Source organism: Pantoea sp. 18059 (assembly GCF_902706165.1).
Classification (GTDB): Bacteria; Pseudomonadota; Gammaproteobacteria; order Enterobacterales; family Enterobacteriaceae; genus Pantoea; species Pantoea agglomerans.
The window spans coordinates 23,202-49,414 of record NZ_CACSJS010000007.1 but is presented as its reverse complement, the minus strand read 5'-3'; the positions used below and the strand labels follow the sequence as shown (position 1 = coordinate 49,414).

Genomic DNA, 26,213 nt, shown 5'->3' with positions numbered 1-26,213 from the left:
AAAAATCACAGATATAAGGCTGAGTCAACCCGCCAGAATTTGCCCTACAGAGTAGGTCAATGCGGCTGGACTTTAAAATGATATAAATTGACAATCCCTGTTAGATTTTTGCACAGGGGAAGAGGATGAACAGACTGCCGCCACTGAGAGCGCTGCACTATTTTCACCAGGCAGCCTTACACAGCAGTTTTAGCGTGGCGGCTGAACATCTGCATGTTACGCACAGCGCCATCAGCCATCAGATTCGCCAGCTGGAGAGCTGGATGGGCAAACCACTTTTTGTCCGCAGCCATGGCCGCGTGAAACTGACCTCACACGGTGAACGTCTGCTGCTGAGCTGTCAGCAGGCGTTCAGTGAGTTGCGCAGCAGCTGCGAAAGCATTCGTACCGGGCTGCTTCAGCAGATTCGGGTCTCCTGCGCCCCCAGTTTTTTGTCGCAATGGCTGATTCCCCGTATCGCCAGTTTTTATCAACGCTATCCGGAGATTGAGGTTCACTTCCAGCCGCTGACGCAGATCTCGCAACTGCGCAGTGAACATGTGGATGTACTGATCCTCAGTCACGGCGAGCCCCCTGAATCTGACATAGACGCCACGCTGGTCAGCGAGGATGAGATTGGGCCGCTCTGCGCACCTCACTTTGCTTCGCAACTGCGGGTCGGCGAGGATCTGGCCGCGATGCCCCTGCTGCATGCGGATACCCGGCTGCACGCCTGGTCAGAGTGGGCGGACAAAGCTGGGGTCAGCGGCCGCTTTAACGGCGGAAAGCATTTTGAGAGTCTGACACTGGGGATTCAGGCCGCACGAAGTGGTCTTGGCGTCCTGATGGCACCGCGTTTGCTGGTACGCAAAGAGCTGGAGGATGGCACGCTGCTTGCGCCGCTTGGCTTTGTACGCGTCGAGCGGGCCACATGGATGATGACAAAACAGAGCCGTCGGCACGATACGGAGATCAGCCTGTTTCGCGACTGGCTGCAGGATGCCGCAAAACCATAAAAAAAGCCGGTGAGGGTCACCGGCTTCAGACAGCTGACAAATTTACTGCTTTTTAACCCTGAAATCCCGCTCACAATCAGCGCTGACTGATTCAGACAGACGGCATCAGAGTCAATGCGATGGGAGCATACGCCTGGAGCAAAGCATCGCGGGCCATGGACAAAAACGCCGGGAGCGTTTTTGAACAACGCAAAGCGTTGGCCCGGCAACGGGCGCACCTCAGGATGAGGTGCGTAATCGCCCGCGCTGAGCCCGCCAGGGATGGCGGCTTTTTGCGTCTTTGCGGAGGGCGTATGCTCCCTGAGCCAGCATCGTAGCTGCAACTTCAGGCCGGTGAAAACCACCGGCCTGTTACCATTATGCGGTCAGCAACTGGTTCATGCGGCGGATAAACTGGTTAGGATCGTCCAGCGTGCCGCGCTCGGCCAGCAAGGCCTGATCCAGCAGCAGCTCAATCCACTCACCGAAGCGTGCTTCATCCTGCGTATCCGCAACACGTTTCACCAGCGGATGATCCGGGTTGATTTCGAACAGGTACTTCACTTCCGGCACTTCCTGTCCGGCCGCGGCAAACAGCTTCGCCATCTGCGTGGTCATCTCGTTTGCGTCGGTGGTGACAATCGCCGGAGTATCGGTCAGGCGATGCGTCAGACGCACCTCTTTCACACGTTCGCCCAACAGAGTTTTCACCCGCTCAACAAAAGGCTCCAGCGCTTTTTCCGCCTCTTTCTGCTCTTCGGTCTCTTCATCCGCCAGCTTGCTCAGCGATTCATCCGCTTTGCTGACTGACTGGAAGGTTTTACCATCGAACTCAGTGAGATAGCTCATCATCCATTCGTCGATGCGATCGGAGAGCAGCAGCACCTCAATGCCTTTTTTGCGGAACAGTTCCAGATGCGGGCTGCTCTTCGCGGCGGCATAGCTGTCAGCGGTGATGTAGTAAATCTTCTCCTGACCTTCCACCATGCGGCTGACGTAATCTTCCAGCGAAATGGTCTGTGCTGAACCTTCGCTCTGGGTAGTGGCGAAACGCAGCAGCTTAGCGATCGTCTCCTGGTTAGCGTGATCTTCCGCCGGGCCCTCTTTCAGCACCAGACCAAACTCATTCCAGAAGGTCTGGTATTTCTCGTTGTCATCTTTCGCCAGTTTTTCCAGCATCTGCAGGGTACGCTTCGTCAGCGCGGCGCGCAGACTCTGGGTCACGCGGCTATCCTGCAGGATCTCACGGGAGACGTTCAGAGGCAGATCGTTGGAGTCAATCAGGCCACGCACAAAGCGCAGATAGTTCGGCATAAACTGCTCAGCGTCATCCATGATAAAGACGCGCTGTACGTAGAGTTTCAGGCCATGTTTCTGATCGCGGTTCCACATATCAAATGGCGCACGCGCCGGAATGTAGAGCAGGCTGGTATATTCCTGCTTACCTTCCACCCGATTGTGGCTCCAGGCGACCGGATCGCTGTAATCGTGGGCGATATGCTTGTAGAACTCGTTGTACTCTTCGTCGCTGATCTCAGATTTGTTGCGGGTCCACAGCGCCTGGGCTTTGTTAATCTTCTCCCAGTGTGTCCCTTCGCCTTCTTCATCTTTGCTTTCGATCTCAACCGGCAGCGCGATGTGATCGGAATATTTGCTGATGATGTTGCGCACGCGCCATGCATCCAGGAACTCATCCTCGCCTTCGCGCAGATGCAGGGTGATCTCGGTACCGCGATCGGCTTTCTCAATCTCAGCCAGGGTATATTCGCCCTCGCCTGCGGATTCCCAGAACACGCCTTCTTCGGCTGACGCGCCCGCGGCACGGGTACGCACAGTGACTTTATCCGCCACGATGAATGCAGAATAGAAACCGACACCGAACTGACCAATCAGCTGGCTATCTTTCGCCTGATCGGAGCCCAGCGATTCAAGGAAGGATTTGGTGCCTGACTTGGCGATAGTCCCGAGGTTCTCAATGACCTCATCGCGACGCATACCGATACCGTTGTCGCTGAGCGTAATGGTACGGTTGTCCTTATCAACAGAGAGACGAACATGCAGCTCGCCATCACCTTCATACAGGCTGGAATCTGACAGGGCACGGAAGCGCAGTTTGTCTGCCGCATCCGAGGCGTTGGAGATCAGCTCACGCAGGAAAATTTCTTTGTTTGAATAGAGAGAATGGATCATCAGGTGCAGAAGTTGTTTTACTTCCGACTGAAAGCCACGGGTCTCTTGTCCTTTCATGGTCATTGCTACCTCAACAAAACAGGTTGAACAAACGTTGAGGTTGATGTGGGGGTGACAGGGAGATTTTCAAGCCGGTGTCTGTCACAACACCGGCAAGTGATTAAAATTTAAACTTCTGGCGGCCCGCCAGTGAATGGGACAGCGTGGTGCCATCAACCATCTCCAGCTCACCGCCCACCGGCACGCCGTGCGCGATACGGCTGGCGTCGACGCCATACTGACCACAGAGTTCCGCGATGTAGTTCGCGGTCGCCTCGCCTTCCACCGTCGGGTTGGTGGCGAGGATCACTTCCTGCAGGGTTTCACTCTCCAGTCGCTGCTCCAGACGATCCAGGCCAATATCAGCCGGACCGATGCCGTCGAGCGGCGAGAGATGTCCCATCAGCACAAAGTAGCGACCGCCAAACTGGCCGGTTTGCTCAATGGCGTGAATATCCGCCGGGCTTTCCACCACGCAGATTTGACCATTCTGCTGACGCCGTGGATTGGCGCAGATGGTGCAAATTTCCTGCTCGGTAAATGTCCGGCAATCGGCGCAGTGTCCGATCTCCGACATCGCCCGGGTCAGCGCCTGCGCCAGCCGCATGCCACCGCTGCGATCGCGCTGCAGCAGCTGAAACGCCATGCGCTGCGCCGACTTCGGCCCAACGCCAGGCAGACAGCGCAGCGACTCCATCAAAGATTCAAGCAGTGGACTGGTTTGCATCAGAACGGCATCTTAAAGCCTGGTGGCAGTTGCATGCCTGAAGAGACAGAAGCCATCTTCTCTTTCTGGGTTTCATCAATGCGACGTGCCGCATCGTTGAACGCGGCTGCAATCAGATCTTCCAGCATATCTTTGTCATCTTCCAGCAGGCTGGGATCGACTTCCACGCGACGGCAGTTGTGCGCGCCGTTAATGGTGACTTTTACCAGGCCAGCACCAGACTCACCGGTCACTTCAATCGCGGCAATCTCTTCCTGAACCTTGGCCATTTTGTCCTGCATCTGCTGGGCCTGTTTCATCAGGTTGCCCAATCCGCCTTTACCACCAAACATAGTTTTCTCTCTCAGCTGAGGCTACAACGCTATCGTTAAGATAGCAGCAGCGTGTTCAAACAGGTCGGATACTCTCCTCATCCAGATCGGCATCAAAAAAGCGCTGCAGCGTCTGGATGTGGGTATCACAGGTGATCGACTGACGCGCCTGCGCCAGTTTCTCTTCGTAAATGGCCTGACGCCATTCAAGTGGCGTCAACACCGATGAATTATCGTCTTCAACTACCGAGAGTTCAACTCTCTGCCCGGCATGCTGACTCAGCGCATCGCTTAATACCTGCTGCGCCGACGGTGAATTAAGGTGACGCTGGCTGCTACGCAAATGCAGGCAGACCCCAGTTTCGGTGGTCTCTTTCCAGGCATTTAACGCCAGCTGCTGCACCAGTTTCGGCAGCGGCAGGATCGCAATCTCTGCGGCCCAGGGATCGCGCTGCTGCGCTTCTTCGGCCAGACGCGCCGCCAGCTCAGGGGTTTTCTCATGCTCCAGCGCAGAACGCAAGGCCTTTGGCGTCGCCACCGGCTCCGCCACTTCCACCGGCTGATTAACCGCTTTCCAGCGGTACGCTTCCTCTTTTACCGGGGCGGCAGGCTCGCGATCGCGGATACGCTGCTGACTGCGCTCGGTGACCGAGGCCAGCCGCTCCAGCGCGGAGTTGGCCGGCCGCGCACCTGGCGCTGCCGGCTCACGCTTTTTTGGCTTGTTCGCTCCCTGACGCAACAACTGAGTGCGCGCCTGCAGGAGCTGACTGGTGGAACTGGAGAGTGCGGTGTCAGGTGCGGCATCTGGCGACGGCGAATGCTGCGGTGCAGCATCGGGCGCGGCCATCTGCGGCTGAGCGGCAACCTGCTGCTGCGTCTGCTCCGGCATCTGCTGTTGAGTCTGCTGCGCGACGGGCGACGCGGTGTGCGACGGCGGCGTAGCGGCAGGTGACGGTGAGGCTGGCTGTGCTGCCGGTTGCCGTGCTAACGACGATGGGCCGGATGCTGCCGGTGACGTCTGCGCAGGGGCGACAGGCGCCGTCTGCTGAGTTAATGCGGGACGCGCAATGGGTTCAGCCACGGCAGCTTTAGGATGAAACGCCAGTGCACGCAGCAGCGTCATCTCCACACCCATGCGACGATCGGGCGCAATCGGCAGATCCTTGCGGCCCATCAGCAGGGTCTGATAATAGAGTTGCAGATCGGCGGGCGGCACCACCCGCGCCAGTTCACGCAAGCGAAGGGCGTTACTCTCATCATCGTCATTAAGCGAGGTCGGCAGCAATTGCACCATCGCAATCTGGTGCAGCAGGCGCAGCATTTCTACCAGCAGCGCTTCCCATTCCACACCCCGTGACGCGGCCTGGCTCAACAGGCTCATCACCTGCTGACCGTCACCGTCGACCAGCGCTTCCAGCAGCCCCAGCGGCTGTTCATCGTCCAGCGTGCCGAGCATGACGCTGACCGTACTGCTGGTCACCGCGCCCTGCCCCATGGCAATGGCCTGGTCGGTAAGGCTCAGCGCATCACGCATACTGCCATCGGCAGCCCGCGCCAGCAGCTGTAGCGCCCGGGTTTCACTCTCAATCTGTTCCTGCTTCAGAACATGCTCAAGCTGCTGACGGATTTGATCCACATCCAGCGCTTTGAGGTGGAACTGCAGGCAGCGCGAGAGAATGGTCACCGGCAGTTTCTGCGGATCGGTGGTCGCCAGCAGGAATTTAACGTGTGAAGGGGGCTCTTCCAGCGTCTTTAACAGCGCATTGAAGCTGTGACGCGACAGCATATGCACTTCATCGATCAGATAGACTTTGAAGCGGCCACGCGCCGGGGCGTACTGCACGTTGTCGAGCAGATCGCGGGTATCTTCAACTTTGGTACGCGATGCGGCGTCAATCTCAATCAGATCGACAAAGCGGCCCTGCTCAATTTCACGGCAGTTATCACACTGACCACAGGGGGTGGCAGTGATACCGGTTTCGCAGTTAAGGCCTTTGGCCAGCAGACGCGCAATAGTGGTTTTCCCTACTCCGCGGGTGCCGGAGAAGAGATAAGCATGATGGATGCGTCCCAGAGACAATCCATTCGCCAGCGCCGTCAGAACATGTTCCTGACCGACAACATCAGCAAAAGCCTGGGGACGCCATTTTCGCGCAAGTACCTGATAGCTCATGTGGAGTTCGACGAAGTTGGATGGAAAGATGAGCGCAGACGCTCTGCAACCCCTGTATAAGATTGCAGTAGTCTATCAGCTACGCTTTTGGCTGGCACTCGTTATCTTGACGCCGAAGGCGTGACGGCCTCGCCGGATGGCAAGGCCGAAAGAGTGGCTTAGTGGCCGGGGAATTTAACCAAGCTGTAGCTCTCAACGCCCATGGCATTAAGACGCGTTTCTCCGGTCAGATCGAACAGGTTAATAATGAAGGCCGCGTCTTTAACTTCACCGCCTGCACGACGAATCAGTTTAACAGTCGCTTCAATCGTCCCGCCGGTCGCCAGCAGATCGTCAACCACCAGCACCAGATCGCCTGGCTGGATGGCATCTTTGTGCAATTCCAGCTTATCGGTGCCGTACTCCAGCTCATAGGATTCGCTGTAGACTTCACGGGGCAGTTTGCCGGGCTTACGCACCGGAACAAAACCGACGCCGAGGCCTAACGCCACCGGTGCACCAAACAGGAAACCACGCGCTTCCGTCCCCACCACCTTAGTGATGCCTTTATTACGGTAACGCTCAACCAGCAGCGCAATCGACGCGGCATAGGCTTTGGGATCTTCCAGCAGGCTGGTGACATCGCGGAACAGGATGCCTGGCTTAGGATAATCGGGAATGCTTTTAATGCTGTTTTTAATGAATTCAAGCTGCTGCGCAGTGTCGGTCATAATGATACGCCTGGTAAAAAATTCTGTTTCGCGCAGCTTCAAAAGCGCTAATACCTGATAACAGGCTCAGCGGAAGTCAATTCACAAAGGGAAGCCACGCACGAAGACGCCCAAATCTAAGCAAATGACCGGCTAAATGCAACTTTATCGCGGCGGCGGCGGTGCGTCCGCTGCTTCTGCCACCACCGGAATACGCCACATAAACAGCAGCAGCGCCGCCAGCATGATCAGCAGCATGATGCGTACCCAGAGCTGATGCACCAGGAAGAGTGAGAGACTAAAGGTGGCGACGATCAGGCAGATAGCGCGTACTTTAGCCCCTGGCGGCATCGCGCGATGCTGCTGCCAGTGACGCAGATAGCGGCCAAATGGCGATTTCCACAGCAGCCAGTGATGAAAACGCGGCGATGAACGGGCAAAACACCAGGCCGCCAGCAGCATGAATGGCGTGGTAGGTAATAAAGGTAATACAATGCCCAGCGTCCCCAGCACAATCGCCAGCCAGCCGAGGGTTAATAACAGAATGCGTTGCATGAATGCCGCCCAACTCTTTCCTCATCAGCGTACGTTAGCACAATTGAGCGTCACGCGATGAGTGCGATCGCCATACAACAGCGTCTGCAACAGCTCCTTATCGCCCTGCGGCAGGAACTCGCCTGCCATTCAGATGGGGTTTGCCGTCTGCCACGTTTTGATACTCAGCTGTTTCGCACCAAAGGCACGCGGCTGGCTGATTACCTGCTGGAAGTGGAACAGAATTTTGCCCGGCTGTGCGACAGCAGCCACGATCTGGCCCGTAGTGCGTGGCTGGCTGAACGCCTGGTCGATCAGATTGCCGCCCTGCAACGCGAGGCGAGTACGCAACAGCTGCGTACCCGACGCGAACAGCCCATCAGGAACCCACGCGCCGCAAAATATCAGGAGTACCGTGAATTTGAACGGCGTTTACTGGCAATGATCGATCAGCGTGAGCAGCGCCTGGCGCTGGCCGAAACGCTGGCGGTACAGCATCAGCTGAAACAGGATCTGGAAACGTTAGAGCAGCGACTGGCACGCTGTCGGCAGGCGATTCGCTCTGTCGAATGGGCCTCTTCGTTGCGCGGCAGCGAATAAAGCGCAGCGTGACAAAAGCGCTCCTATACTGGGTGTGATTCGGCGCGGAGAAGAACCATGGCTTTACTTGTGTGGCTGTTAAGCGGTTTACTGCTGGGGTTGCTGAAGCGTCTGCTGATGCCGGGACCACCGGGCGGCCTGGTTGCTACCCTGACGCTGTCGATGATCGGTGCACTGATTGGCGGCTATATCGCCTCCTATTTTGAACTGGGCACCCTGGCAACGCTGCATATTGGCGCACTGGGCGTGGCGATTCTCGGTGCATTAGTGATGCTGCTGGTCGCGGCCCGACTACGTATTTAGGAGAAGAGATGTCACTGGAAAATGCCCCTGACGACGTCAAACTGGCAGTTGATCTGATTCAACTACTGGAAGAGCATCAACTGCCGGTAGAAACCGTGCTTTCAGCGCTGGCCATGGTGCAGCGCGATTTCGAAAACAAGCGTGATCGCCCATCGGCTTAGTGGTGGGCAGTCAGCGTCGGACTGAGGCGCAGCATATCGATAAAGGCATTGACCAGCGTCGGCGCGTCTCCGGCTAAATCAAAACTGTCCGGAGCAAACAGCCAGCTTTCCATCATACCGTTGACGTAACCGCGCAGGATAAGAGCGGCCTGACGCGTGCTGAGACTGCCCGGAAGTTGTCCGGCTTCGATACACTGGCGCAGCACATCTTCAATTTTGTCGTAGCATTCCAGCAGTAAGCTCTGCTGCATATTCTTCAGCGCCGACATTTCGCCCACAAATTCACATTTGTGGAAAATGATCTCCATCAAGGCGCGGCGCTGCGGATCCTTTGCTGTCGCGTCAAAGATATAGACCAGCATCGCTCGCAACACAGAGAGTGGATCGCCAGGGTATTTTGTCTGATACTCAAGTTCCACATCGTCCAGACCAGCATCACAACGAAGCCATATTTCATGTAATACATCGGCTTTATTTTTGAAGTGCCAGTAGATGGCCCCTCGCGTGACGCTGGCAGCGGTTGCAATATCCGCCAGAGAAGTGGCTGAAACGCCCTGCTGCGAAAACAGAACAATGGCGGCATCAAGAATTTGATGTCGCGTTTCAAGTGCTTGCGCTTTGGTTTTTCGTGCCATAAGGGGCTTTTTTTACAAACAGGTAAGTTTACATACATTTGCGAATGTATGTACCATAGCATGACCTGCGACTTGACACAGCAATGGGTTTTTCAGTTTGTGATCCATTGACCAATTGATATCGGACACTAGAGGTTTATTTATGAATAAAATCAGAGGATTATCGCCTCTGGCGGCCGTCCTGATGCTATCAGGCAGCTTTTTGTTAACAGGATGTGACAACAATAAATCCGAACAAGCCGCCCAGCAACCGCCAGCAGTGGGGGTTGTAACACTGAAAACTGAACCCCTGAAAATCTCGACTGAATTACCTGGCCGCACCTCGGCATATCGTGTCGCCGAAGTCCGTCCGCAGGTTTCCGGTATCATTCTGAAGCGTAACTTTGTTGAAGGCAGCGATGTCAAAGCGGGTCAGTCTCTTTATCAGATCGATCCTGCTACCTATCAGGCTGCCTATGACAGCGCCAAAGGTGATTTAACTCAGGCGCAGGCCAATGCTCGCATCGCTCAGCTGACAGTCAAACGTTATAAGCCTTTACTCGGCACCAAATATATCAGTCAGCAGGATTACGACACCGCCGTTGCCACGGCCGCGCAAAACGATGCTGCGGTTCAGGTAGCAAAAGCCAATGTAGAAACGGCCCGCATTAACCTGGCTTATACCAAAGTCACCTCGCCTATCAGTGGCCGCATCGGCAAATCGTCAGTAACGGAAGGTGCGCTGGTACAAAACGCACAAACCACCGCTCTGGCCACTGTGCAGCAACTTGACCCGATGTATGTCGACGTCACCCAGTCGAGCGAAGATTTCATGCGCTTACGTTCAGAACTGGAGTCGGGTCAGCTGAAGCAGAACGATGGCAAAGCCAACGTGACCCTGCTGATGCAGAACGGCAACAGCTATCCACAGACAGGTACGCTGGAGTTCTCTGACGTTACCGTTGATGAAACCACGGGTTCTATCACCCTGCGCGCCATTGTCCCGAACCCGAACCATGCGCTGTTACCGGGTATGTTTGTTCGCGCTCGTCTGGATGAAGGTACCAATCCTAATGCGTTGCTGGTTCCGCAACAGGCGGTAGCCCGTACCCCAACGGGTCAGGCAACGGTCATGGTGGTAGGTGCAGATAACAAAGTGGAAGCTCGTCAGGTCACCACCTCTCAGGCGATTGGCGACAAGTGGTTAGTCACCGACGGTGTTAAAGCGGGTGAACGTGTGATCAGCACGGGTCTGCAGCGAGCCAAGCCGGGCGCACAGGTTACCCCACAAGAAGTCTCAGACGATGCGAAAGCGGCACCCGATTCAAAGCCGCAGTCTGACAAGTCATCGTCATAACAGGAGCCGTTGATTCATGGCTAAGTTCTTTATCGATCGGCCCATCTTTGCGTGGGTGCTCGCCATCATCATTATGCTGGTCGGTGCGCTATCGATTCTCAAACTTCCGATTGAGCAATATCCCAATGTTGCACCGCCGGCGATTGAGATTCAGGCCACCTACCCTGGTGCAGATGCTAAAACGCTGCAGGACTCGGTGACCCAGGTCATCGAACAAAATATGAACGGCATTGATGGACTGATGTATATGTCCTCAAGCAGCGACTCATCCGGTACGCTGACCCTGACGATCTCCTTTGAGTCAGGAACAGATGCCGATATCGCGCAGGTTCAGGTGCAGAACAAACTGCAGCTGGCGACGCCGCTGTTACCGCAGGAAGTACAGCAACAGGGGATTCAGGTTAAGAAATCTTCCAGTAGCTTCCTGATGGTAGCGGGCTTCATCAGCGACGATGACAATATGACGCAGAATGATATTTCTGACTTTATTTCATCGTCCATCAAAGACCCGATCAGCCGTACCAAAGGCGTGGGTGATACCCAGGTATTTGGTGCGCAGTACGCGATGCGTATCTGGATGGATCCGCACAAGCTGAACAACTACAACCTGACGCCGGTTGATGTTATCAGCGCCCTGAATACGCAGAACACCCAGGTTGCTGCCGGTCAGTTGGGCGGTACGCCTCCGGTTCCGGGACAGCAGCTTAACGCCTCTATCATTGCGCAAACCCGTCTCACCTCAACCGATGAATTCGGCAAAATCCTGCTGAAAGTGAATGAAGATGGTTCTCAGGTTCGTCTGCGTGATGTGGCAAGGATTGAACTTGGCGCGGAAAACTACGAGATCGTTGCCCGTTATAACGGCAAGCCTGCGTCCGGTATCGGTATCAAGCTGGCCACCGGTGCGAATGCGCTGGATACCGCCAATGCGGTGAAAGAAGAACTGGCCAAATTGCAGCCGACGTTCCCGGCCGGTTTGAAAGTGGTCTATCCGTATGACACCACGCCTTTCGTTAAGATCTCGATTTTCGAAGTGGTGAAAACGCTGATCGAAGCGATCGTGCTGGTGTTCCTGGTCATGTATCTGTTTCTGCAGAACTTCCGCGCCACGCTCATTCCTACCATCGCGGTCCCTGTGGTATTGCTGGGTACGTTTGCCGTTATCAGCGCTTTTGGCTATTCGATAAACACCCTGACGATGTTCGGGATGGTGCTGGCCATCGGCTTGCTGGTGGATGACGCCATCGTGGTGGTCGAGAACGTTGAGCGCGTAATGGCGGAAGAGGGATTACCGCCAAAAGAAGCGACTAAGCGTTCTATGGAGCAGATCCAGGGCGCACTGGTCGGTATCGCACTGGTGCTGGCTGCCGTATTTATTCCAATGGCGTTCTTTGGTGGTTCGACCGGTGTTATCTACCGTCAGTTCTCCATCACTATCGTTTCGGCAATGGCGCTGTCGGTGCTGGTCGCCTTTATTCTGACGCCGGCACTCTGTGCCACCATGCTCAAACCGATTAAAAAAGGCGAGCACGGTAAAACCACCGGTTTCTTCGGCTGGTTCAACCGCATGTTCGACAAAAGCACCAACCACTATGTGGATGGTGTGGGTCACATGGTTCGCAGTACGGGTCGCTATATGGTGATCTATCTGGTGATCGTGGTCGGTATGGCGTTTCTGTTTGTGCGACTGCCCTCTTCATTCTTACCGGAAGAGGATCAGGGTCTGCTGCTGGCTCAGGCGCAGCTGCCTGCTGGTGCAACCCAGGAGCGTACGCAGAAAGTGCTGGACCAAGTGACGGATTACTTCCTGACCCAGGAGAAAGACACGGTTAAATCGGTGTTTACCGTTAACGGCTTCGGCTTTGCCGGTCGTGGACAGAACACCGGTATCGCCTTCGTCAGTCTCAAGCCGTGGGATGAGCGTACCGGCAGCGACATGAAAGTACCGGCGATTGCTGGCCGTGCCATGCAGGCGCTGGGCGCGATCAAAGATGCAATGGTCATTCCTTTCAACCTGCCAGCCATTATTGAACTGGGTAACGCGACCGGCTTCGACTTTGAGCTGATCGACCAGAATAACCTTGGCCACGATAAGCTGACGGAAGCGCGTAATCAGCTGTTCGGCATGATTGCGCAGCATCCTGATACGCTGGTTGGCGTCCGTCCTAACGGGATGGAAGATACCCCGCAGTACAAGCTGACGATCGATCAAGAGAAAGCACAGGCGCTGGGCGTATCACTGAGTGATATCAACACCACGCTGGCGGCTTCCTGGGGCGGTTCCTACGTCAATGACTTCATTGACCGCGGTCGCGTGAAGAAAGTTTACGTCATGGGTAAAGCGGACGCCCGCATGCTGCCGGACGACATTGGTAAATGGTACGTGCGCAACAGCAGCGGAACCATGGTGCCCTTCTCTGCCTTCTCGTCAGCGAAATGGCAATATGGCTCACCGCGCCTTGAGCGTTACAACGGTCTGCCTGCGATGGAAATCCTGGGACAGGCTGCGCCAGGCAAAAGCTCGGGTGCGGCAATGGACCTGATGGAAGAGCTGGCGGCGAAACTGCCTGCCGGTATCGGCTATGACTGGACCGGTATGTCCTATCAGGAACGCTTGTCAGGTAACCAGGCCCCTGCGCTCTATGCCATCTCGCTGATTGTGGTCTTCCTGTGTCTCGCCGCACTGTACGAGAGCTGGTCGATTCCATTCTCGGTTATGCTGGTTGTCCCGCTCGGGGTCATTGGTGCACTGATCTTTACCACCCTGCGTGGCCTGAGTAATGACGTCTACTTCGTAGTGGGGTTACTGACAACCATCGGCCTCTCCACCAAGAACGCCATCCTTATCGTCGAATTTGCTAAAGATTTGATGGATAAAGAGGGTAAAGGGCTGATTGAAGCTGCGCTGGAAGCGTGCCGTATGCGTCTGCGTCCTATCCTGATGACGTCACTGGCGTTTATTCTCGGGGTACTGCCGCTGGCGATCAGTACCGGTGCCGGTTCCGGTTCGCAAAACGCCGTAGGTACCGGTGTTATCGGTGGTATGGTCACCGCGACCATACTGGCGATCTTCTTCGTTCCTGTGTTCTTTGTGGTGGTACGCCGCCGCTTTGGCAAGAAAAAAGAAGAGTCAGCGAACAGTCATCCGGTTGAGCATAACCAGACTCACTAAGCTGTAAATCATCTGAGGCCGCGCAAGCGGCCTTTTTTATGCCTGCGATTCTGCCCTTCTCCTTTCCTGCCCCCTTGCTTTTCCTGTCTCATGGACAGTTGCAATCCTGGCCTGTGCATCGCATAATATTGTTATAGTATAACATTACATAGGTGTGCATTATGAAAGCGAATATTCATCCTCACTATCGTCACGTGGTCTTCCATGACACATCGGCTGATGTCTGGTTCAAAATCGGATCAACCATCAAAACCGATCGCACTGTGGAGTTCGAAGGCGAAACGCTGCCCTACGTCACCCTGGATGTGTCGTCTGCCTCACATGTGTTCTACACCGGCAAACAGAAAGATTTTGCCAAAGAGGGCAGCACCGCGCGCTTTAACCAGCGTTTCGGGCGCTTTCTTGGAAAGAAATAGAGGAGAGGATCATGCAGGTATTAAGCTCGCTTCGTTCAGCAAAAAATCGCCATCGGGATTGTAAAGTGGTCCGCCGCAAAGGCCGTATTTACGTGATCTGTAAATCGAACCCGCGGTTTAAAGCAGTACAGGGAAGAAAGAAAAAACGCTAGTTTGTGTCGTGATGACTGGCCGGGCTTGCCCGGCCTTTTTTATGCTTAGTGCATGCTCTTCAGCATCGCATTCACGTTGTGTTTAAAAGCCGCCTGATAGGTGGCTGCCGGGCCAGAGGCCGTGGATAACGCTTCCGGATAGAGCTCACCACCCGGCTCTGCCCCGGTGGCGCTGGCAATCTGTTTTACCAGACGCGGGTCGGTCTGGTTCTCAATGAAATAGCGATTGATGTGCTGCTGCTTCAGTTGGGTGATTAAATTACCCACGTTGCTGGCACTCGCTTCCGCCTCAGTAGAGAACCCTACCGGCGCCAGGAAAGTCACGCCATATCGCTGTCCAAAGTAACCAAACGCATCGTGACTGGTCAGCACTTTACGCTTATCAGCTGGCACAGCGTCAAAGGCGGTTTTTGCCCAGCGATCCAGCGCCTGCAGTTGCTGAATGTAATTCTGTCCACGCTGACGAATGGCCGGAGCATCTTCAGGATCGGCTTTGACCAGCGCATTCATCACGTTGGTCGCGTAGATAACGCCGTTCTGCATGCTGTTCCAGGCGTGAGGATCGGTAACGGTTTTACCCTCCTCCTCCATGCTGCGGGTGGTGACACCGGTTGAAGCGACAACGGGCTGACCCCGATACCCTGAGGCGCTGACCAGCCGATCCATCCACCCTTCCAGTCCCAGTCCGCTGACAAACACCAGATCGGCCTTCGCCAGCGCCTGACTGTCCTGCGGTGTCGGTTCAAAAGTATGAGGATCGCCATTCGGCCCCACCAGGCTTTTAACCTTTACATGATCGCCGCCGACCTGCTTAACGATGTCAGCCAGCACGGTAAAGCTCGCCACGACATCCACCGTTTTGGCCATCGCCAGAGGCGTGGCAAACAGCGCAGCGAGCGCCAGGCTAACCGGTAATTTTTTCATAGATACCCCTTAAGATTAATGGCGGCGTAAAATTCCGCCGCACGGCCCTGTAAGAATGGAGAAAAAAAACAGCATGGCGGCGCTCAGCACCACAGCGGGACCCGCCGGCAATGAGAAGTGCCAGGAGAGCATCAGCCCGGCCAGCGACGAAATCATTGCCATGAAAATGGCGATAACCAGCATCGCGGCGAGATGGCGACTCCAGAAGCGGGCGCTGGCGGCGGGCAACATCATTAAACCCACTGACATCAGGGTGCCCAGCACCTGAAAACCCGCCACCAGATTCAGCACCACCAGCATTAAAAACAGACCATGCACCAGCGGCGCGTTCCATTTTCCCTGCGCACGCAGGAAGTCGCCGTCAAATGCATCGATGACCAGCGGACGATAGATCACCGCCAGCAGAATCAGCGTAAAGGCAGCGATGCCGCCCACCAGCAACAGCGCTGCGTTGTCTACCGCCAGCAGCGAGCCAAACAGAACGTGCAGCAGATCCACACTTGAGCCGCGTAATGAAACCAGCGTGACGCCCAGCGCCAGTGAACCCAGATAGAACCCGGCAAAACTGGCATCCTCTTTCAGCGGCGTGTAGCGACTGACCGCGCCAGAGAGCAGCGCCACGGCTAAACCAGCGATCAGGCCGCCAACACCCATCGCGACCAGTGACAATCCGGAGATCAGATAGCCAATGGCGGCACCGGGCAGCACCGCGTGTGATAAGGCATCGCCAATCAGGCTCATACGTCGCAGGGAGAGGAATACCCCGAGCGGCGTGGCGCTGACGGCCAGCGCCAGACAGGCCACCAGCGCGCGTCGCATAAAACCAAACTCAATAAAGGGTTGAATCAGGGTCACGGCGCACGACTCCCCAGAGAGGAAGCAGGCAGGCAGGTGCAGTTAACCTCACGTTCATCCATCGACATCACGTTACTGAAGTAGCGCGCCACCAGCGGACGATCGTGCAGCACCACCAGCAGGGTTGTTCCGGCCTGCTGTTGCTGCTCAAGGATCGACATCAGTAGCGTCACCGTCTGGCTGTCAATGCCGTTAAATGGCTCATCCAGAAGCCAGAGCTGGCTGCGCTGCAGCATCAGCCGCGCAAACAATACCCGCTGCAGTTGTCCACCGGATAACGTCGCGGGCTGCGCATCCGCATAATCACTCATCTGAACCGCTTCCAGCGCCTGCCAGATCTCCCGACGCAGTATCCGGTTAATGCCGCCAAACCAGCCGCAGCGTGGCCAGCAGCCAATAGAGACCAGTTCAAATACCGTCAGGGGAAAGCGGGTCTCAAGTTCGGTGCGCTGCGGCAACCAGCCGATATCCCGGCGTGCAACCTGCAGCTCGCAGCGCCCGGCTATCGGTGGCAGTAAGCCAGCAATGGTTTTTAACAGGGTTGATTTGCCGCTACCGTTCGCGCCGACCAGCGCAGTCATCGAGCCTGCTGCGAGCTGGCCGGTAATAGCCGGGGTCACAACCTGTCCCTGGTAGCCCGCGCGAAGTGCGTTAAACAGGATCATGTGCTGATCCCCCATTTTATTGCCACAGCAAGCAGCGTGATAAATAGCAGTACTACTCCCAGCCGCCCGCCCAGTGACATAAGTAGTCCACTCTGACGCATTACTTCACCATAATGTTATAACATAACAGTAAAGATACCTGATGTTGCTCTCTGTTGAATGTGGGATTGTGTATCAAAAGATAAATATCAGCTGCACACACTGGCAGACCCGCGCTGGCGGTAAGGCCTGCGGCTGCGTCTGGCAAATCTCAGAAACTGAGAGTTTTGTGCTCAACTGACTTGCAAACCAGTTGCAGAAAACCAATGATAGGTTTATTAACGGTTATAAGTGGAACAGATATGCTGTCACGCATTGAATGTGATATTGCCGCGGGTGAATCGGACTGCGCAAAAATAGCAGAGATTGTTCAGCGGAATATTCTCAAAATAACCGATTTGCTGGTAGGGGATTTACGCTGGTACTCACAAAATGCCCGGTTAGTTCCAGGCAGTTTAAAAATCATTTCGGTTGAATACCAGGATCTGAATAGTTTTAAATTACTTTACGATTTTGACTGGAATTTATTTAGTCCCTGCCTGGATCTAAATGAAACCGTGACGCAGTCAGAACAGGTAAACTTTCACATTAAGCCCGGTGCACTTGAGTTTGATGTGATCGACAATGAGCAACCCTCCCCTGGCGATGAATTGTAATATTTAGTAATGGAGGTGAGCAGAACTAATGGTTTTACACTATCTTTAAGGTATCCCGTTTAATAACTGCCCGAATAATCGCTTCCTGGCCGCGTGATCTTCTCTCGCCGCCCTGCGGCAACTGTGCTAGCTATGGAGGGGAAAAAGATGGACGAATACTCACCGAAACGGCATGATATTGCCCAGCTTAAATACCTTTGTGAGAGTCTGTTTGACGACAGCATGGCAACATTAACCGACAGTCATCATGGCTGGGTTAATGATCCCACTTCTGAAAGCAATCTACAGCTTAACGATTTGATTGAGCATATCGCCTCTTTCACCATGAATTACAAAATTAAGCACGTTGAAGATGAAGCGCTGATTTCGCAAATCGATGAATATCTTGATGATACTTTTATGCTATTCAGCAATTATGGTGTCAATAGTCCGGATCTTCAGCGGTGGCAACGTTCAGCAAAACGCTTATTTAATCTGTTCACTGAAGAGTGCGCTTTTCTCCAGCAACCGAGCCATTCATTATAGTAAAGACATGAGAACGGTTTATTTATGAACAAAACCCTGACTAAAACCGATTATTTGATGCGACTGCGGCGCTGCCGCTCTCTTGATACCCTGGAAAGGGTGATTGAAAAAAATAAGTATGAATTACCGGAAGATGAATTAGCGGTATTTTACTCAGCAGCTGACCATCGCCTGGCGGAACTGACGATGAACAAGCTCTACGATAAAGTCCCGGGTTCAGTATGGAAATTTGTCCGTTAATCTGATCGCTTACAGCTCAGTTTTACCCCAATAAAGTACCGGATAATCCTGCCTGCCGGCAAAGGATCGGCCCAGGCGGGTTTTGCCTGTCTGCAGCTTAGGGGGAGAATATCGAAGGGACAAAGTGGTGGGGGCCCTGCCAGCTACATCCCGGCACACGCGTCACCTGCTACGGCTGCTTCCTTCCGGATCTGACCGAGTTCACAAGCTAGCATTGCGGGAGAACCAACAGGGCCCCCATTGACAAGCCCTCTTTACGAGAGCGGGGGCATTATCTGGGAAGGAGGTAGCAATTGCAAGCGTAGTCGGGACAACCGTTGTTTTCTTGAACAACCACCGCTTTTACGCTTTCTCCGCCTTTTCCCCGTGCTAAAGTTAAAACCCTTTTTCCTGATGAAATAAGTACATGAATCAGCCAGACACTTTCCAGCAACGCATCTGGCAAATTGTTGCCGCTATTCCGGCTGGCCGCGTCACCACCTATGGCGATGTGGCGCTACTGGCCGGTTCTCCGCGCGCGGCGCGTCAGGTTGGTGGCGTGCTGAGTCGCTTACCCGAGGGAACTACCCTTCCCTGGCATCGCGTCGTAAACCGACACGGCACAATTTCTCTTCAGGGTGACCGTCTGTTGCGGCAGCGGGATGCACTGGAGGCGGAAGGCATAGAGGTGAGTGATGACGGACAGCTCGATCTCGAGACTTATCGCTGGCGATTTTAGACAGGGTAAAAAGGGCGACAATGTCGCCCCGAAATGAGTTTACAGACGGGTTGGAGCAGGAACCGCAGCAGACGGCGTCACCTGAGTCGGTGAGGTCGAAGGAACGGTGGTCGCTGCGCCCGGCTGGGTTGGCATCGCCATAGACGGTACCGGTACCAGCAGCAGCTCTGCTTTGGTGCCACCCTGGTTAATCACTGGCTTCACGCCTTCAGTGATAAAGGCCAGCTTACCGTCGATTGAGATAGCTGCGCTTAACAGAATGCGTGCATCAGGCTTGATGTCGGCTGGGTTAAACGGCAGCACGAACTGGAACGGTGCCTGTTTGCCTTCGGTACGCACCACGCGCTGCGACAGCACTTTTGAGGGTGCATCGGCGACGGACGCATCAGAGAGCGTCACGGTTAATACCGCATCCGGCGGCAGCGCAATGCGCTGGCGGATAAAGACTGAACCACTTACGTTGGGCTGCGCAATCGCCGCCGTCTGTCCTGCAACCGCAGAACCCAGAGTTGGCGTTGGCACGGGTTTACTCTTGTCGGCGCATCCTACAACAGCAACCGCCATAACTACTCCACTGAACACATGCCTGAGTTTCATTGATGTCGTCTCCATTTGATCAAAATGATTGTCGGCAGCGAATCCTGCTTACAGCGCTTCACTCGCCGTATGTCCTTAATGTTGGCACAAAAATGAAATTTTGCCTGGCACCGACAATGTAGAAAGTCTGATTGACGTCAACTGGTCCGATCTTTCACACTGAGCAGGTCACTATATTGAGGAACGCGCCATGAGTCAGGCACTGCAAAATCTGCTGAATTTATTAAATCTGGAAAAACTGGAAGAGGGTTTATATCGCGGCCAGAGCGAAGATATTGGCCTTCGTCAGGTGTTTGGCGGTCAGGTGGTGGGTCAGGCGCTGTATGCCGCAAAGCAAACTGTGGCGGAAGATCGCATTATTCACTCTTTTCACAGCTATTTTTTGCGGCCCGGCGATAGTCAGAAAGCGATTATTTACGATGTTGAAACGCTGCGTGATGGCAAAAGTTTCAGCGCACGTAGGGTCAGTGCCATTCAGAATGGGCAGCCGATTTTTTATATGACCGCCTCGTTCCAGTCACCGGAAAGCGGCTTTGAACATCAGAATCCGATGCCACAGGTGGAGGGGCCAGAGAATCTGTTAACTGAACAGGCGATGGCGCAGAAAATGGCGCATCTGCTGCCAGAAAAGCTACGTGAAAAATTCATTGCTGAGCGTCCGCTGGAGATCCGCCCGGTACAGATTCACAATCCTCTCCGGGGCCATGTGGATAAGCCTGAACGCCAGGTCTGGATCCGTGCCACCGGCCCACTGCCCGACGATTTGCGTATCCATCAGTATCTGCTCGGCTATGCTTCCGATCTCAATTTCCTGCCGGTCGCGCTCCAGCCGCACGGCAAAGGCTTTTTAGAGCCGGACATGCAGGTCGCCACTATCGACCACTCAATGTGGTTCCACCGCCCGTTCGACTTCAGTGAATGGCTGCTCTATAGCGTAGTCAGTACTTCGGCGTCAGGCGCACGGGGTTTTGTCCGGGGCGAGTTCTACAATCAGCAGGGTGTGCTGGTGGCCTCAACGGTTCAGGAAGGGGTGATGCGTCAGCGCAGCGAATAAAAAAAGGGGGCGATTACTCGCCCCCGGTTGATCTTTTCACTGCCCATCCATTACTGGTTGTAAGCATTCTCGCCGTGGCTGTTTACATCCAGACCTTCACGCTCATGCTCTTCCGGAACGCGCAGACCGACAATCAAATCAGCCAGCTTGAAGCCGATGAAGGCGACAACGCCCGACCAGACGATAGTCAGGCCCACGCTGAAGAGCTGTACCCAGACCTGATGGCCCATGGTGACACCCTCTGCATAGCCTACGCCGCCCAGTGAAGAGGAGGCAAACACGCCAGTCAGGATACAGCCGACAATGCCGCACACGCCATGCACGCCGAACACATCGCAGGGATCATCCACGCGCAGCCATTTTTTCAGAGTGGTCACGCCCCACAGTCCCGCCAGTCCGCCGACCAGGCCGATAATTAATGCACCGCCGACGCCGACATAACCACAGGCAGGCGTAATCGCTACCAGCCCGGCAATAAAGCCTGAACAGGCACCCAGCAGCGAAGGCTTACCACGTACCGCCCACTCGCCAAAGGTCCATGACAACACGGCGCCCGCTGTGGCGACAACGGTGTTCAGGAAGGCCAGCGCCGCGATTTCGTTTGCTGCAGAAGCAGAACCGGCGTTGAAACCGAACCAGCCGACATACAGAATGGCGGTGCCGGTGAATACCATTGGCAGGTTGTGTGGTTTGAAGGCCTCTTTACCAAAGCCGGCACGTTTGCCCACCAGATAAGCGCCCACCAGACCGGCGACAGCGGCGTTAATATGCACCACGGTGCCGCCAGCAAAGTCCAGCGCGCCATCCTGTGCCAGGAAACCGCCAGCCCACACCATGTGCGCGATAGGCAGGTAAGCCAGGGTCAGCCAGACGCCGACAAAAATCAGTACGGCAGAGAAACGGATGCGTTCTGCGATAGCACCGACAATCAGGCCCACCGTGATACAGGCAAACGAGGCCTGGAACGCGACATGAATATATTGATAGAAGCTGCCCATGACGGCGGTCAGCTGAATGTTTTTCAGCATCACCCAGTTAAAGCTGCCAAAGAAGGCGTTGCCTTCACTGAACGCCAGTGAATAGCCGTAAACCATCCATAATACGCAGACCAGTGAGAAGGTGACGGCAACCTGAGTCAGCATCGACAGCACGTTTTTACCGCGAATCAAACCACCATAAAACAGCGCGATACCTGGAATTGACATAAACAGCACCAGCGCGGTGCAAATCATCATAAATGCGTTATCAGCCTTGTCCGCAACGGCAGGCGCAGCCATTGCGAGTGAGGGTAACAGTGCCAGGCTGGTGAGGCCCAACTTAGCGAAAATTTTATTCATTTTTATTCCATCCCATCACAGTACTGAGTCTTTATTACAGAGCGGCTTCGTCGGTCTCGCCGGTACGAATACGGATGACGCGCTGCAGTTCAGCTACGAAAATTTTACCGTCGCCAATTTTGCCGGTGTAAGCCGCTTTACTGATGACATCCACCACTTCGTCTAACTGATCGTCGGCAATAGCGATATCAATTTTGACCTTAGGCAGGAAGTTCACGCTGTACTCTGCGCCACGATAAAGCTCTGCATGGCCCTTCTGACGGCCAAAACCTTTCACTTCGGAGACGGTCAGTCCCTGAATGCCGATAGAGGATAAAGCTTCACGTACATCCTCCAGCTTGAATGGCTTAATTACGACGGTAACCAGCTTCATTGGATCCCCTCCAGCGAGTAAATAGGTAAGGTTTACGGACACGCAGGGATATAAGCAAAGCCTGTGCCAGAGTGTGAAAATGACGGTAATACGTTGTTCAGGCGAGACGCGACAAGGGATGCTTTAAAGAGGATGGGAAACAGAGAGGCCGTACAGGGGTAATTGCAGCGGAGGGCTGCACTCCTTTGGTGCTTCAGGCGTCAAAGGAGTGCATTTATACAGATTAATCTGATAAAGGTGCGCAAAAAAGGTGCAACTCAGCCTTCAGTTGTTACAGCGACGCCCGATACCAGATCTTCACCTGCCTGCTGCAGCTGATACATCTGCCAGTAACGTCCCTGCATCGCCAGCAGTTGCTGATGCGTACCCTGCTCAACCACACGACCACGATGCAGCACAAGAATCTTGTCTGCTTCAATAATCGTTGAGAGGCGGTGAGCAATCACCACCAGCGTGCTGTGCTGGCGCAGCGTCTCAAGCGTCTGCTGAATGGCCTGCTCGGTGCCGGAATCAATATTGGCCGTCGCTTCGTCGAGGATCAGTATCTGCGGCAGATCAACCAGCACCCGGGCCAGTGCCAGCAGCTGCTTCTGCCCGACCGACAGATTATTGCCCTGCTCACCCAGCCGGGTATGAATTCCCTCCGGCAACGCATGCGCCAGCGGAGCCAGCTGCACCTGTTCCAGCACCGTCCAGACGGCCTCTTCGCTGATGTCACGTCCCAGCCGCACATTCGCCAGCAGCGTATCGGCCAGCACCACCGGATCCTGCTGCACCATCGCAATACCGCGCCGCAGCACGGCATGGCTCAGGTCGCTAATGGGTCGATCATCAATGCGGATCTCGCCGCGCGTCACCGGGTAGTAACCCATTAACAGGTTCGCCAGCGTGCTTTTACCGCTGCCGGTATGTCCCACCAGCGCCACAAACTCGCGTGGGGCAACCTCAAGATTGATATCACTGAGCACATCGCGGTTTTCACGGTAGGCAAAGCTCAGATTGTTCAGGGTGATACGACCTGAAGCCAGCGGTTGTTGATCGGCACCATACTGCTGCTGTGCAGCATCCATCAGTTCGAAAATACGCTCACCTGAAACTACCGCCTGCTGCAGCATCGATTGCTGAGTGGTCAGCTCAATCAGCGGCTCATTCAGACGCCCCAGATAGGTAATAAAGGCATAGAGTACCCCCACTTCAAACACGCCAGGCATCGAGAAACTAAACAGGATCAGCAGCCCACACAACACCATCGCTGAAAACAGACTCAACAGCGGACGCAGCAGAAAACCATCCAGACGCAGCGTTTCCATTCGCGCCAGATAGTGAGAGCGGCTTGCTTCGCCCATTCGCTCACCAAATCGCGCCTGCTGACGAAACTGCTGGATCACGCTCATACCGCTGATGACTTCGTTAAAGCCATTATTGATGTCTGCCAGATAGCTGCGAACCCGACGGGCAATGGGCGTGCTGTAACGCTGATAGATGAACATCACCACCAGTACCAGCGGGAAGATCATCATCGCCACCAGCGCCATGCGCCAGTCAAGGCTGAACATCGCCACCATCATGGCGCCGACCAGTGCGGCACTGCGCAGCACGGTTGAAACCACCGTGACGTAGAGATCGCGGATGACTTCGGTGTCGTTAGTCACGCGTGAAATAATCTGCCCGACCGGCTGGGTATCAAAGGCACTCAGCGGCTGACAGAGTGCGGCATTCATCACGTCACTGCGTAACCGCTGTACCACGCCGATAGCGGCTCGGTTAAACAACAGCGCCTGCCAGTAGTGCAGCCCGGCGGCCAGCAGCTGAAGCAGGATAAAACTGACCACCAGTCCGGCGACCACTCCCCAGGGCATCTGATGTTTCGCCACCAGGTTGTCGATAAAATAGCTGACCAGCACCGGTCCGGTCACTTCCGCCGCGGCAGCGATCCACAGCATCCCTACCGCCAGCGACAGGGATTTGCGCCACGGCTTACCGTAGCTCAGCAGACGCTTCAGGGTAGGCCACAAGCGTGCAGACTTAGCCATGCGGCACTCCTTTCTCATTTTCATCATCATCCAGCGCCGCTTCCAGTTGCTGGTAACGGTACATGTCCCGATACCAGCCAGCCCTGCCGGTCAGCGCGTCGTGGTCGCCCCGCTGCGCCACTCTGCCCTGCTGCAGGACCAGGATTTCACTGGCTTCCGTCAGTGCCGATAAGCGGTGCGCGCTGATAATCAGCGTGCGTCCCTGCCCCCAGATGCGCAGGTTATGCAGGATTTCGTGTTCGGTACGGCCATCGACCGCGGAAAGCGCGTCGTCCAGAATCAGGATTTCCGCATTCAGCAGCAGCGCCCGGGCAATCGAAAGACGCTGCTTCTGCCCACCCGACAGCATCACACCGCGCTCCCCGACTTCCGTTTCATAGCCCTGCGGCAAACGCAGGATATCGTCATGAACGCAGGCCAGCGTGGCGGCATGCTCAATCTCCTGCTGGGTTGCGCCCGGTTTTCCCAGCGCAATATTGTTCGCCACGCTGTCTGAGAACAGGAACGGTGTCTGGCTGACCACGGCCAGACGGCTGCGCCAGCTGTCCAGCCGCAACTGCGGCAGCGGGATCTGGTGATAACGGATGTCGCCCTGCTGAATATCAAAGTGGCGCTGAATCAGGCTAAGCAGCGTACTTTTGCCACTGCCGGTTGGCCCGCACAGCCCCAGCATCTCGCCGGGTTTCAGCTGGAAGCTGACATCGCTTAAGACCGGACCCACGCTGGCCGGATAGTTAAAGGCACGAATCGCGACCTGCAGCGTGCCCGGCTCAGATGGCAGTGACTTATCGCCATCTTCCACCGCTGGCGCTTCAGCCAGCAGCGCGCCGATACGGCTCCAGGCGGCGCTGCCGCGTTCAACAATATTAAACATCCACGCCAGCGCCAGCATCGGCCAGATCATCAGGCCGAGATACATCACAAAGCTGGTGAGCTGCCCCAGCGTCATCTCTCCATGCCAGACCAGCCAGCTGCCGCCACCAATCGCCAGCAGGTTTGAGAAGCCGATAGCGATATAGATAGTGGGATCGAAACGGGCATCGACCCGCGCCACGCGCAGGTTTTTTTCACCGGTATCGCGGGCGATATCGGAAAATTGCTGCGACTGATGCTGTTCAAGGCCAAAGGATTTAATCATCCGGATGCTGGTCAGGCTCTCCTGCGTCTGATCGTTGAGACTGGAGAAGGCGGCCTGTGCCAGCTTAAAGCGATGGTGCAGTTGATTACCGTAGCGATGGATCACGATGGCCATAATGGGCATCGGCACCAGCGCAAGCAGCGTCAGCTGCCAGCTGATCTGCGTGCTCATTACCAGCAGCACCACGCAGCCCATGACCAGCGAGTCGACCAGCGTCAGAACCCCTTCCCCGGCCGCAAACACCACCCGATCCACGTCGTTGGTGGCGCGCGCAATCAGGTCGCCGGTGCGGTGACGCAGATAAAATGCCGGTTGCTGACGACTCAGCTGGCGATAGAAATCTTCGCGCAGCTCAACCGCCAGCTGGTAGGAGGCACCAAACAGCAGCACGCGCCAGACATAGCGCAGCAGATAGACCACCACCGCCGTTGCCAGCATGATCCCAATCCACATCATGATGCGGCTGGTGCTCATGTTGTCACGCGTCACGCCATCGACAATCACCCCGACCACATGCGGTGGCAGCAGCTGCAGAATAGCAATAACAATCAGCAGGAGGACCGCGCCCAGATAGCGCCGCCACTCCCGCAGAAAATACCAACTTAATTGACTGAATAATCGCACAACGCTGCTCTCAATCTCAGGCC

General features: G+C 55.3%; 28 protein-coding genes, 1 other RNA gene and 1 other annotated feature. Of the genes, 13 read left to right on the top strand and 16 right to left on the bottom strand.

The window, feature by feature from the left end; all coding sequences use genetic code 11:
* The first annotated feature begins 125 nt into the window (after window positions 1-125).
* The gene (locus GVJ63_RS17225; protein WP_159227158.1) at window positions 126-995 is read left to right on the top strand and encodes a LysR substrate-binding domain-containing protein; all 870 of its coding nucleotides are present in this window, start codon (window positions 126-128) and stop codon (window positions 993-995) included.
* 357 nt (window positions 996-1,352) lie between these two features.
* Here the strand turns inward: GVJ63_RS17225 and htpG are convergent, their stop codons facing one another.
* The 6 genes from htpG to GVJ63_RS17195 form a co-directional block, all read right to left on the bottom strand.
* Window positions 1,353-3,227: a molecular chaperone HtpG gene (htpG, locus tag GVJ63_RS17220; protein ID WP_029519428.1), complete on the bottom strand. Its 1,875-nt coding sequence runs from the start codon at window positions 3,225-3,227 to the stop codon at window positions 1,353-1,355.
* Between the two features lie 97 nt (window positions 3,228-3,324).
* On the bottom strand, window positions 3,325-3,930 hold the full coding sequence (gene recR, locus GVJ63_RS17215) for a recombination mediator RecR (protein WP_003850420.1): 606 nt from the start codon (window positions 3,928-3,930) through the stop codon (window positions 3,325-3,327).
* A complete protein-coding gene (locus tag GVJ63_RS17210; protein ID WP_003850423.1) occupies window positions 3,930-4,262 on the bottom strand; it encodes a YbaB/EbfC family nucleoid-associated protein in 333 nt (110 codons plus the stop codon). The genes recR and GVJ63_RS17210 overlap by 1 nt, the downstream gene beginning before the upstream one ends.
* A gap of 55 nt (window positions 4,263-4,317) precedes the next feature.
* Window positions 4,318-6,414, bottom strand: coding sequence for a DNA polymerase III subunit gamma/tau (dnaX, locus tag GVJ63_RS17205; RefSeq protein ID WP_158149507.1), 2,097 nt, complete (start codon window positions 6,412-6,414; stop codon window positions 4,318-4,320).
* Window positions 4,915-4,976, bottom strand: a sequence feature (DnaX frameshifting element). It overlaps the preceding gene by 62 nt.
* Window positions 6,415-6,572: 158 nt before the next feature.
* Window positions 6,573-7,124 carry an adenine phosphoribosyltransferase gene (gene apt / locus GVJ63_RS17200; protein WP_010671221.1) on the bottom strand — a complete coding sequence of 184 codons (552 nt, stop codon included), beginning with the start codon at window positions 7,122-7,124 and terminating at the stop codon, window positions 6,573-6,575.
* Window positions 7,125-7,268: 144 nt separating this feature from the next.
* Window positions 7,269-7,658 carry a DUF454 family protein gene (locus GVJ63_RS17195; RefSeq protein ID WP_010255914.1) on the bottom strand — a complete coding sequence of 130 codons (390 nt, stop codon included), beginning with the start codon at window positions 7,656-7,658 and terminating at the stop codon, window positions 7,269-7,271.
* A gap of 57 nt (window positions 7,659-7,715) precedes the next feature.
* On the opposite strand from GVJ63_RS17195, the gene priC reads away from it, so the two are divergent.
* Genes priC through rsmS form a run of 3 tightly spaced genes read left to right on the top strand, consistent with a single transcriptional unit; the run spans window position 7,716 to window position 8,701 of the window.
* Window positions 7,716-8,237 carry a primosomal replication protein PriC gene (gene priC / locus GVJ63_RS17190; RefSeq protein ID WP_010671220.1) on the top strand — a complete coding sequence of 174 codons (522 nt, stop codon included), beginning with the start codon at window positions 7,716-7,718 and terminating at the stop codon, window positions 8,235-8,237.
* A 57-nt stretch (window positions 8,238-8,294) separates the two neighbouring features.
* Complete coding sequence (locus GVJ63_RS17185) at window positions 8,295-8,540, top strand: hypothetical protein (RefSeq protein WP_159227157.1); 246 nt, start codon at window positions 8,295-8,297, stop codon at window positions 8,538-8,540.
* Between the two features lie 8 nt (window positions 8,541-8,548).
* Window positions 8,549-8,701 (top strand): pleiotropic regulatory protein RsmS, encoded by a 153-nt coding sequence (rsmS, locus tag GVJ63_RS17180; protein WP_010255907.1) that lies wholly within the window; start codon window positions 8,549-8,551, stop codon window positions 8,699-8,701.
* On the opposite strand, the gene acrR is transcribed toward rsmS, so the two are convergent.
* The gene (gene acrR, locus GVJ63_RS17175) at window positions 8,698-9,336 is read right to left on the bottom strand and encodes a multidrug efflux transporter transcriptional repressor AcrR (protein WP_010255906.1); all 639 of its coding nucleotides are present in this window, start codon (window positions 9,334-9,336) and stop codon (window positions 8,698-8,700) included. The two genes, rsmS and acrR, sit on opposite strands and share 4 nt — an antisense overlap.
* 142 nt (window positions 9,337-9,478) lie before the next feature.
* On the opposite strand from acrR, the gene GVJ63_RS17170 reads away from it, so the two are divergent.
* From GVJ63_RS17170 to ykgO, 4 genes are all read left to right on the top strand, one after another.
* Window positions 9,479-10,672: an efflux RND transporter periplasmic adaptor subunit gene (locus GVJ63_RS17170; protein WP_010255904.1), complete on the top strand. Its 1,194-nt coding sequence runs from the start codon at window positions 9,479-9,481 to the stop codon at window positions 10,670-10,672.
* A 16-nt stretch (window positions 10,673-10,688) separates the two neighbouring features.
* Entirely contained in the window at window positions 10,689-13,844 is a 3,156-nt protein-coding gene (locus tag GVJ63_RS17165; protein ID WP_010255902.1) for a multidrug efflux RND transporter permease subunit AcrB, read from the top strand.
* A gap of 161 nt (window positions 13,845-14,005) precedes the next feature.
* Window positions 14,006-14,260, top strand: a complete 255-nt coding sequence (locus GVJ63_RS17160; RefSeq protein ID WP_010671219.1) for a type B 50S ribosomal protein L31 — start codon at window positions 14,006-14,008, stop codon at window positions 14,258-14,260.
* Between the two features lie 11 nt (window positions 14,261-14,271).
* Window positions 14,272-14,412, top strand: a complete 141-nt coding sequence (gene ykgO, locus GVJ63_RS17155) for a type B 50S ribosomal protein L36 (RefSeq protein ID WP_010255896.1) — start codon at window positions 14,272-14,274, stop codon at window positions 14,410-14,412.
* 45 nt (window positions 14,413-14,457) lie between these two features.
* Here the strand turns inward: ykgO and GVJ63_RS17150 are convergent, their stop codons facing one another.
* Genes GVJ63_RS17150 through GVJ63_RS17140 form a run of 3 tightly spaced genes read right to left on the bottom strand, consistent with a single transcriptional unit; the run spans window position 14,458 to window position 16,856 of the window.
* A complete protein-coding gene (locus tag GVJ63_RS17150; RefSeq protein ID WP_010255893.1) occupies window positions 14,458-15,336 on the bottom strand; it encodes a metal ABC transporter substrate-binding protein in 879 nt (292 codons plus the stop codon).
* Between the two features lie 15 nt (window positions 15,337-15,351).
* Window positions 15,352-16,191 (bottom strand): metal ABC transporter permease, encoded by an 840-nt coding sequence (locus tag GVJ63_RS17145; RefSeq protein WP_159227156.1) that lies wholly within the window; start codon window positions 16,189-16,191, stop codon window positions 15,352-15,354.
* Entirely contained in the window at window positions 16,188-16,856 is a 669-nt protein-coding gene (locus GVJ63_RS17140) for a metal ABC transporter ATP-binding protein (RefSeq protein ID WP_033766689.1), read from the bottom strand. Before GVJ63_RS17140 ends, GVJ63_RS17145 begins: the two co-directional genes overlap by 4 nt.
* A 341-nt stretch (window positions 16,857-17,197) precedes the next feature.
* On the opposite strand from GVJ63_RS17140, the gene GVJ63_RS17135 reads away from it, so the two are divergent.
* The 3 genes from GVJ63_RS17135 to GVJ63_RS17125 all read left to right on the top strand — a co-directional run bounded on the left by GVJ63_RS17135 (window position 17,198) and on the right by GVJ63_RS17125 (window position 18,316).
* Window positions 17,198-17,551, top strand: coding sequence for a hypothetical protein (locus GVJ63_RS17135; protein WP_010255885.1), 354 nt, complete (start codon window positions 17,198-17,200; stop codon window positions 17,549-17,551).
* A 147-nt stretch (window positions 17,552-17,698) separates the two neighbouring features.
* Window positions 17,699-18,076 (top strand): Hha toxicity modulator TomB, encoded by a 378-nt coding sequence (gene tomB / locus GVJ63_RS17130; RefSeq protein ID WP_003850455.1) that lies wholly within the window; start codon window positions 17,699-17,701, stop codon window positions 18,074-18,076.
* 24 nt (window positions 18,077-18,100) lie between these two features.
* The gene (locus GVJ63_RS17125; protein WP_003850458.1) at window positions 18,101-18,316 is read left to right on the top strand and encodes an HHA domain-containing protein; all 216 of its coding nucleotides are present in this window, start codon (window positions 18,101-18,103) and stop codon (window positions 18,314-18,316) included.
* 134 nt (window positions 18,317-18,450) lie between these two features.
* Here the strand turns inward: GVJ63_RS17125 and ffs are convergent.
* Window positions 18,451-18,547, bottom strand: an RNA gene (ffs, locus tag GVJ63_RS17120) — signal recognition particle sRNA small type.
* A 175-nt stretch (window positions 18,548-18,722) separates the two neighbouring features.
* Between ffs and GVJ63_RS17115 the strand changes: the two genes are divergently transcribed.
* Complete coding sequence (locus tag GVJ63_RS17115; RefSeq protein ID WP_031293095.1) at window positions 18,723-19,034, top strand: MGMT family protein; 312 nt, start codon at window positions 18,723-18,725, stop codon at window positions 19,032-19,034.
* A gap of 39 nt (window positions 19,035-19,073) precedes the next feature.
* Here the strand turns inward: GVJ63_RS17115 and GVJ63_RS17110 are convergent, their stop codons facing one another.
* A complete protein-coding gene (locus GVJ63_RS17110) occupies window positions 19,074-19,631 on the bottom strand; it encodes a YbaY family lipoprotein (RefSeq protein ID WP_010255881.1) in 558 nt (185 codons plus the stop codon).
* A 190-nt stretch (window positions 19,632-19,821) separates the two neighbouring features.
* Here GVJ63_RS17110 and tesB point away from each other — a divergent pair, with 190 nt between their 5' ends.
* Window positions 19,822-20,685 (top strand): acyl-CoA thioesterase II, encoded by an 864-nt coding sequence (tesB, locus tag GVJ63_RS17105; RefSeq protein ID WP_124889747.1) that lies wholly within the window; start codon window positions 19,822-19,824, stop codon window positions 20,683-20,685.
* Between the two features lie 50 nt (window positions 20,686-20,735).
* Here tesB and amtB read toward each other — a convergent pair whose 3' ends face one another.
* The 4 genes from amtB to GVJ63_RS17085 all read right to left on the bottom strand — a co-directional run bounded on the left by amtB (window position 20,736) and on the right by GVJ63_RS17085 (window position 26,190).
* Window positions 20,736-22,022: an ammonium transporter AmtB gene (gene amtB, locus GVJ63_RS17100; RefSeq protein ID WP_010255877.1), complete on the bottom strand. Its 1,287-nt coding sequence runs from the start codon at window positions 22,020-22,022 to the stop codon at window positions 20,736-20,738.
* 34 nt (window positions 22,023-22,056) lie between these two features.
* Complete coding sequence (glnK, locus tag GVJ63_RS17095) at window positions 22,057-22,395, bottom strand: P-II family nitrogen regulator (protein WP_003850469.1); 339 nt, start codon at window positions 22,393-22,395, stop codon at window positions 22,057-22,059.
* Window positions 22,396-22,652: 257 nt separating this feature from the next.
* Window positions 22,653-24,428 (bottom strand): SmdB family multidrug efflux ABC transporter permease/ATP-binding protein, encoded by a 1,776-nt coding sequence (locus GVJ63_RS17090; protein ID WP_010671215.1) that lies wholly within the window; start codon window positions 24,426-24,428, stop codon window positions 22,653-22,655.
* A complete protein-coding gene (locus GVJ63_RS17085; protein WP_033756779.1) occupies window positions 24,421-26,190 on the bottom strand; it encodes a SmdA family multidrug ABC transporter permease/ATP-binding protein in 1,770 nt (589 codons plus the stop codon). The genes GVJ63_RS17090 and GVJ63_RS17085 overlap by 8 nt, the downstream gene beginning before the upstream one ends.
* Window positions 26,191-26,213 lie beyond the last annotated feature (23 nt).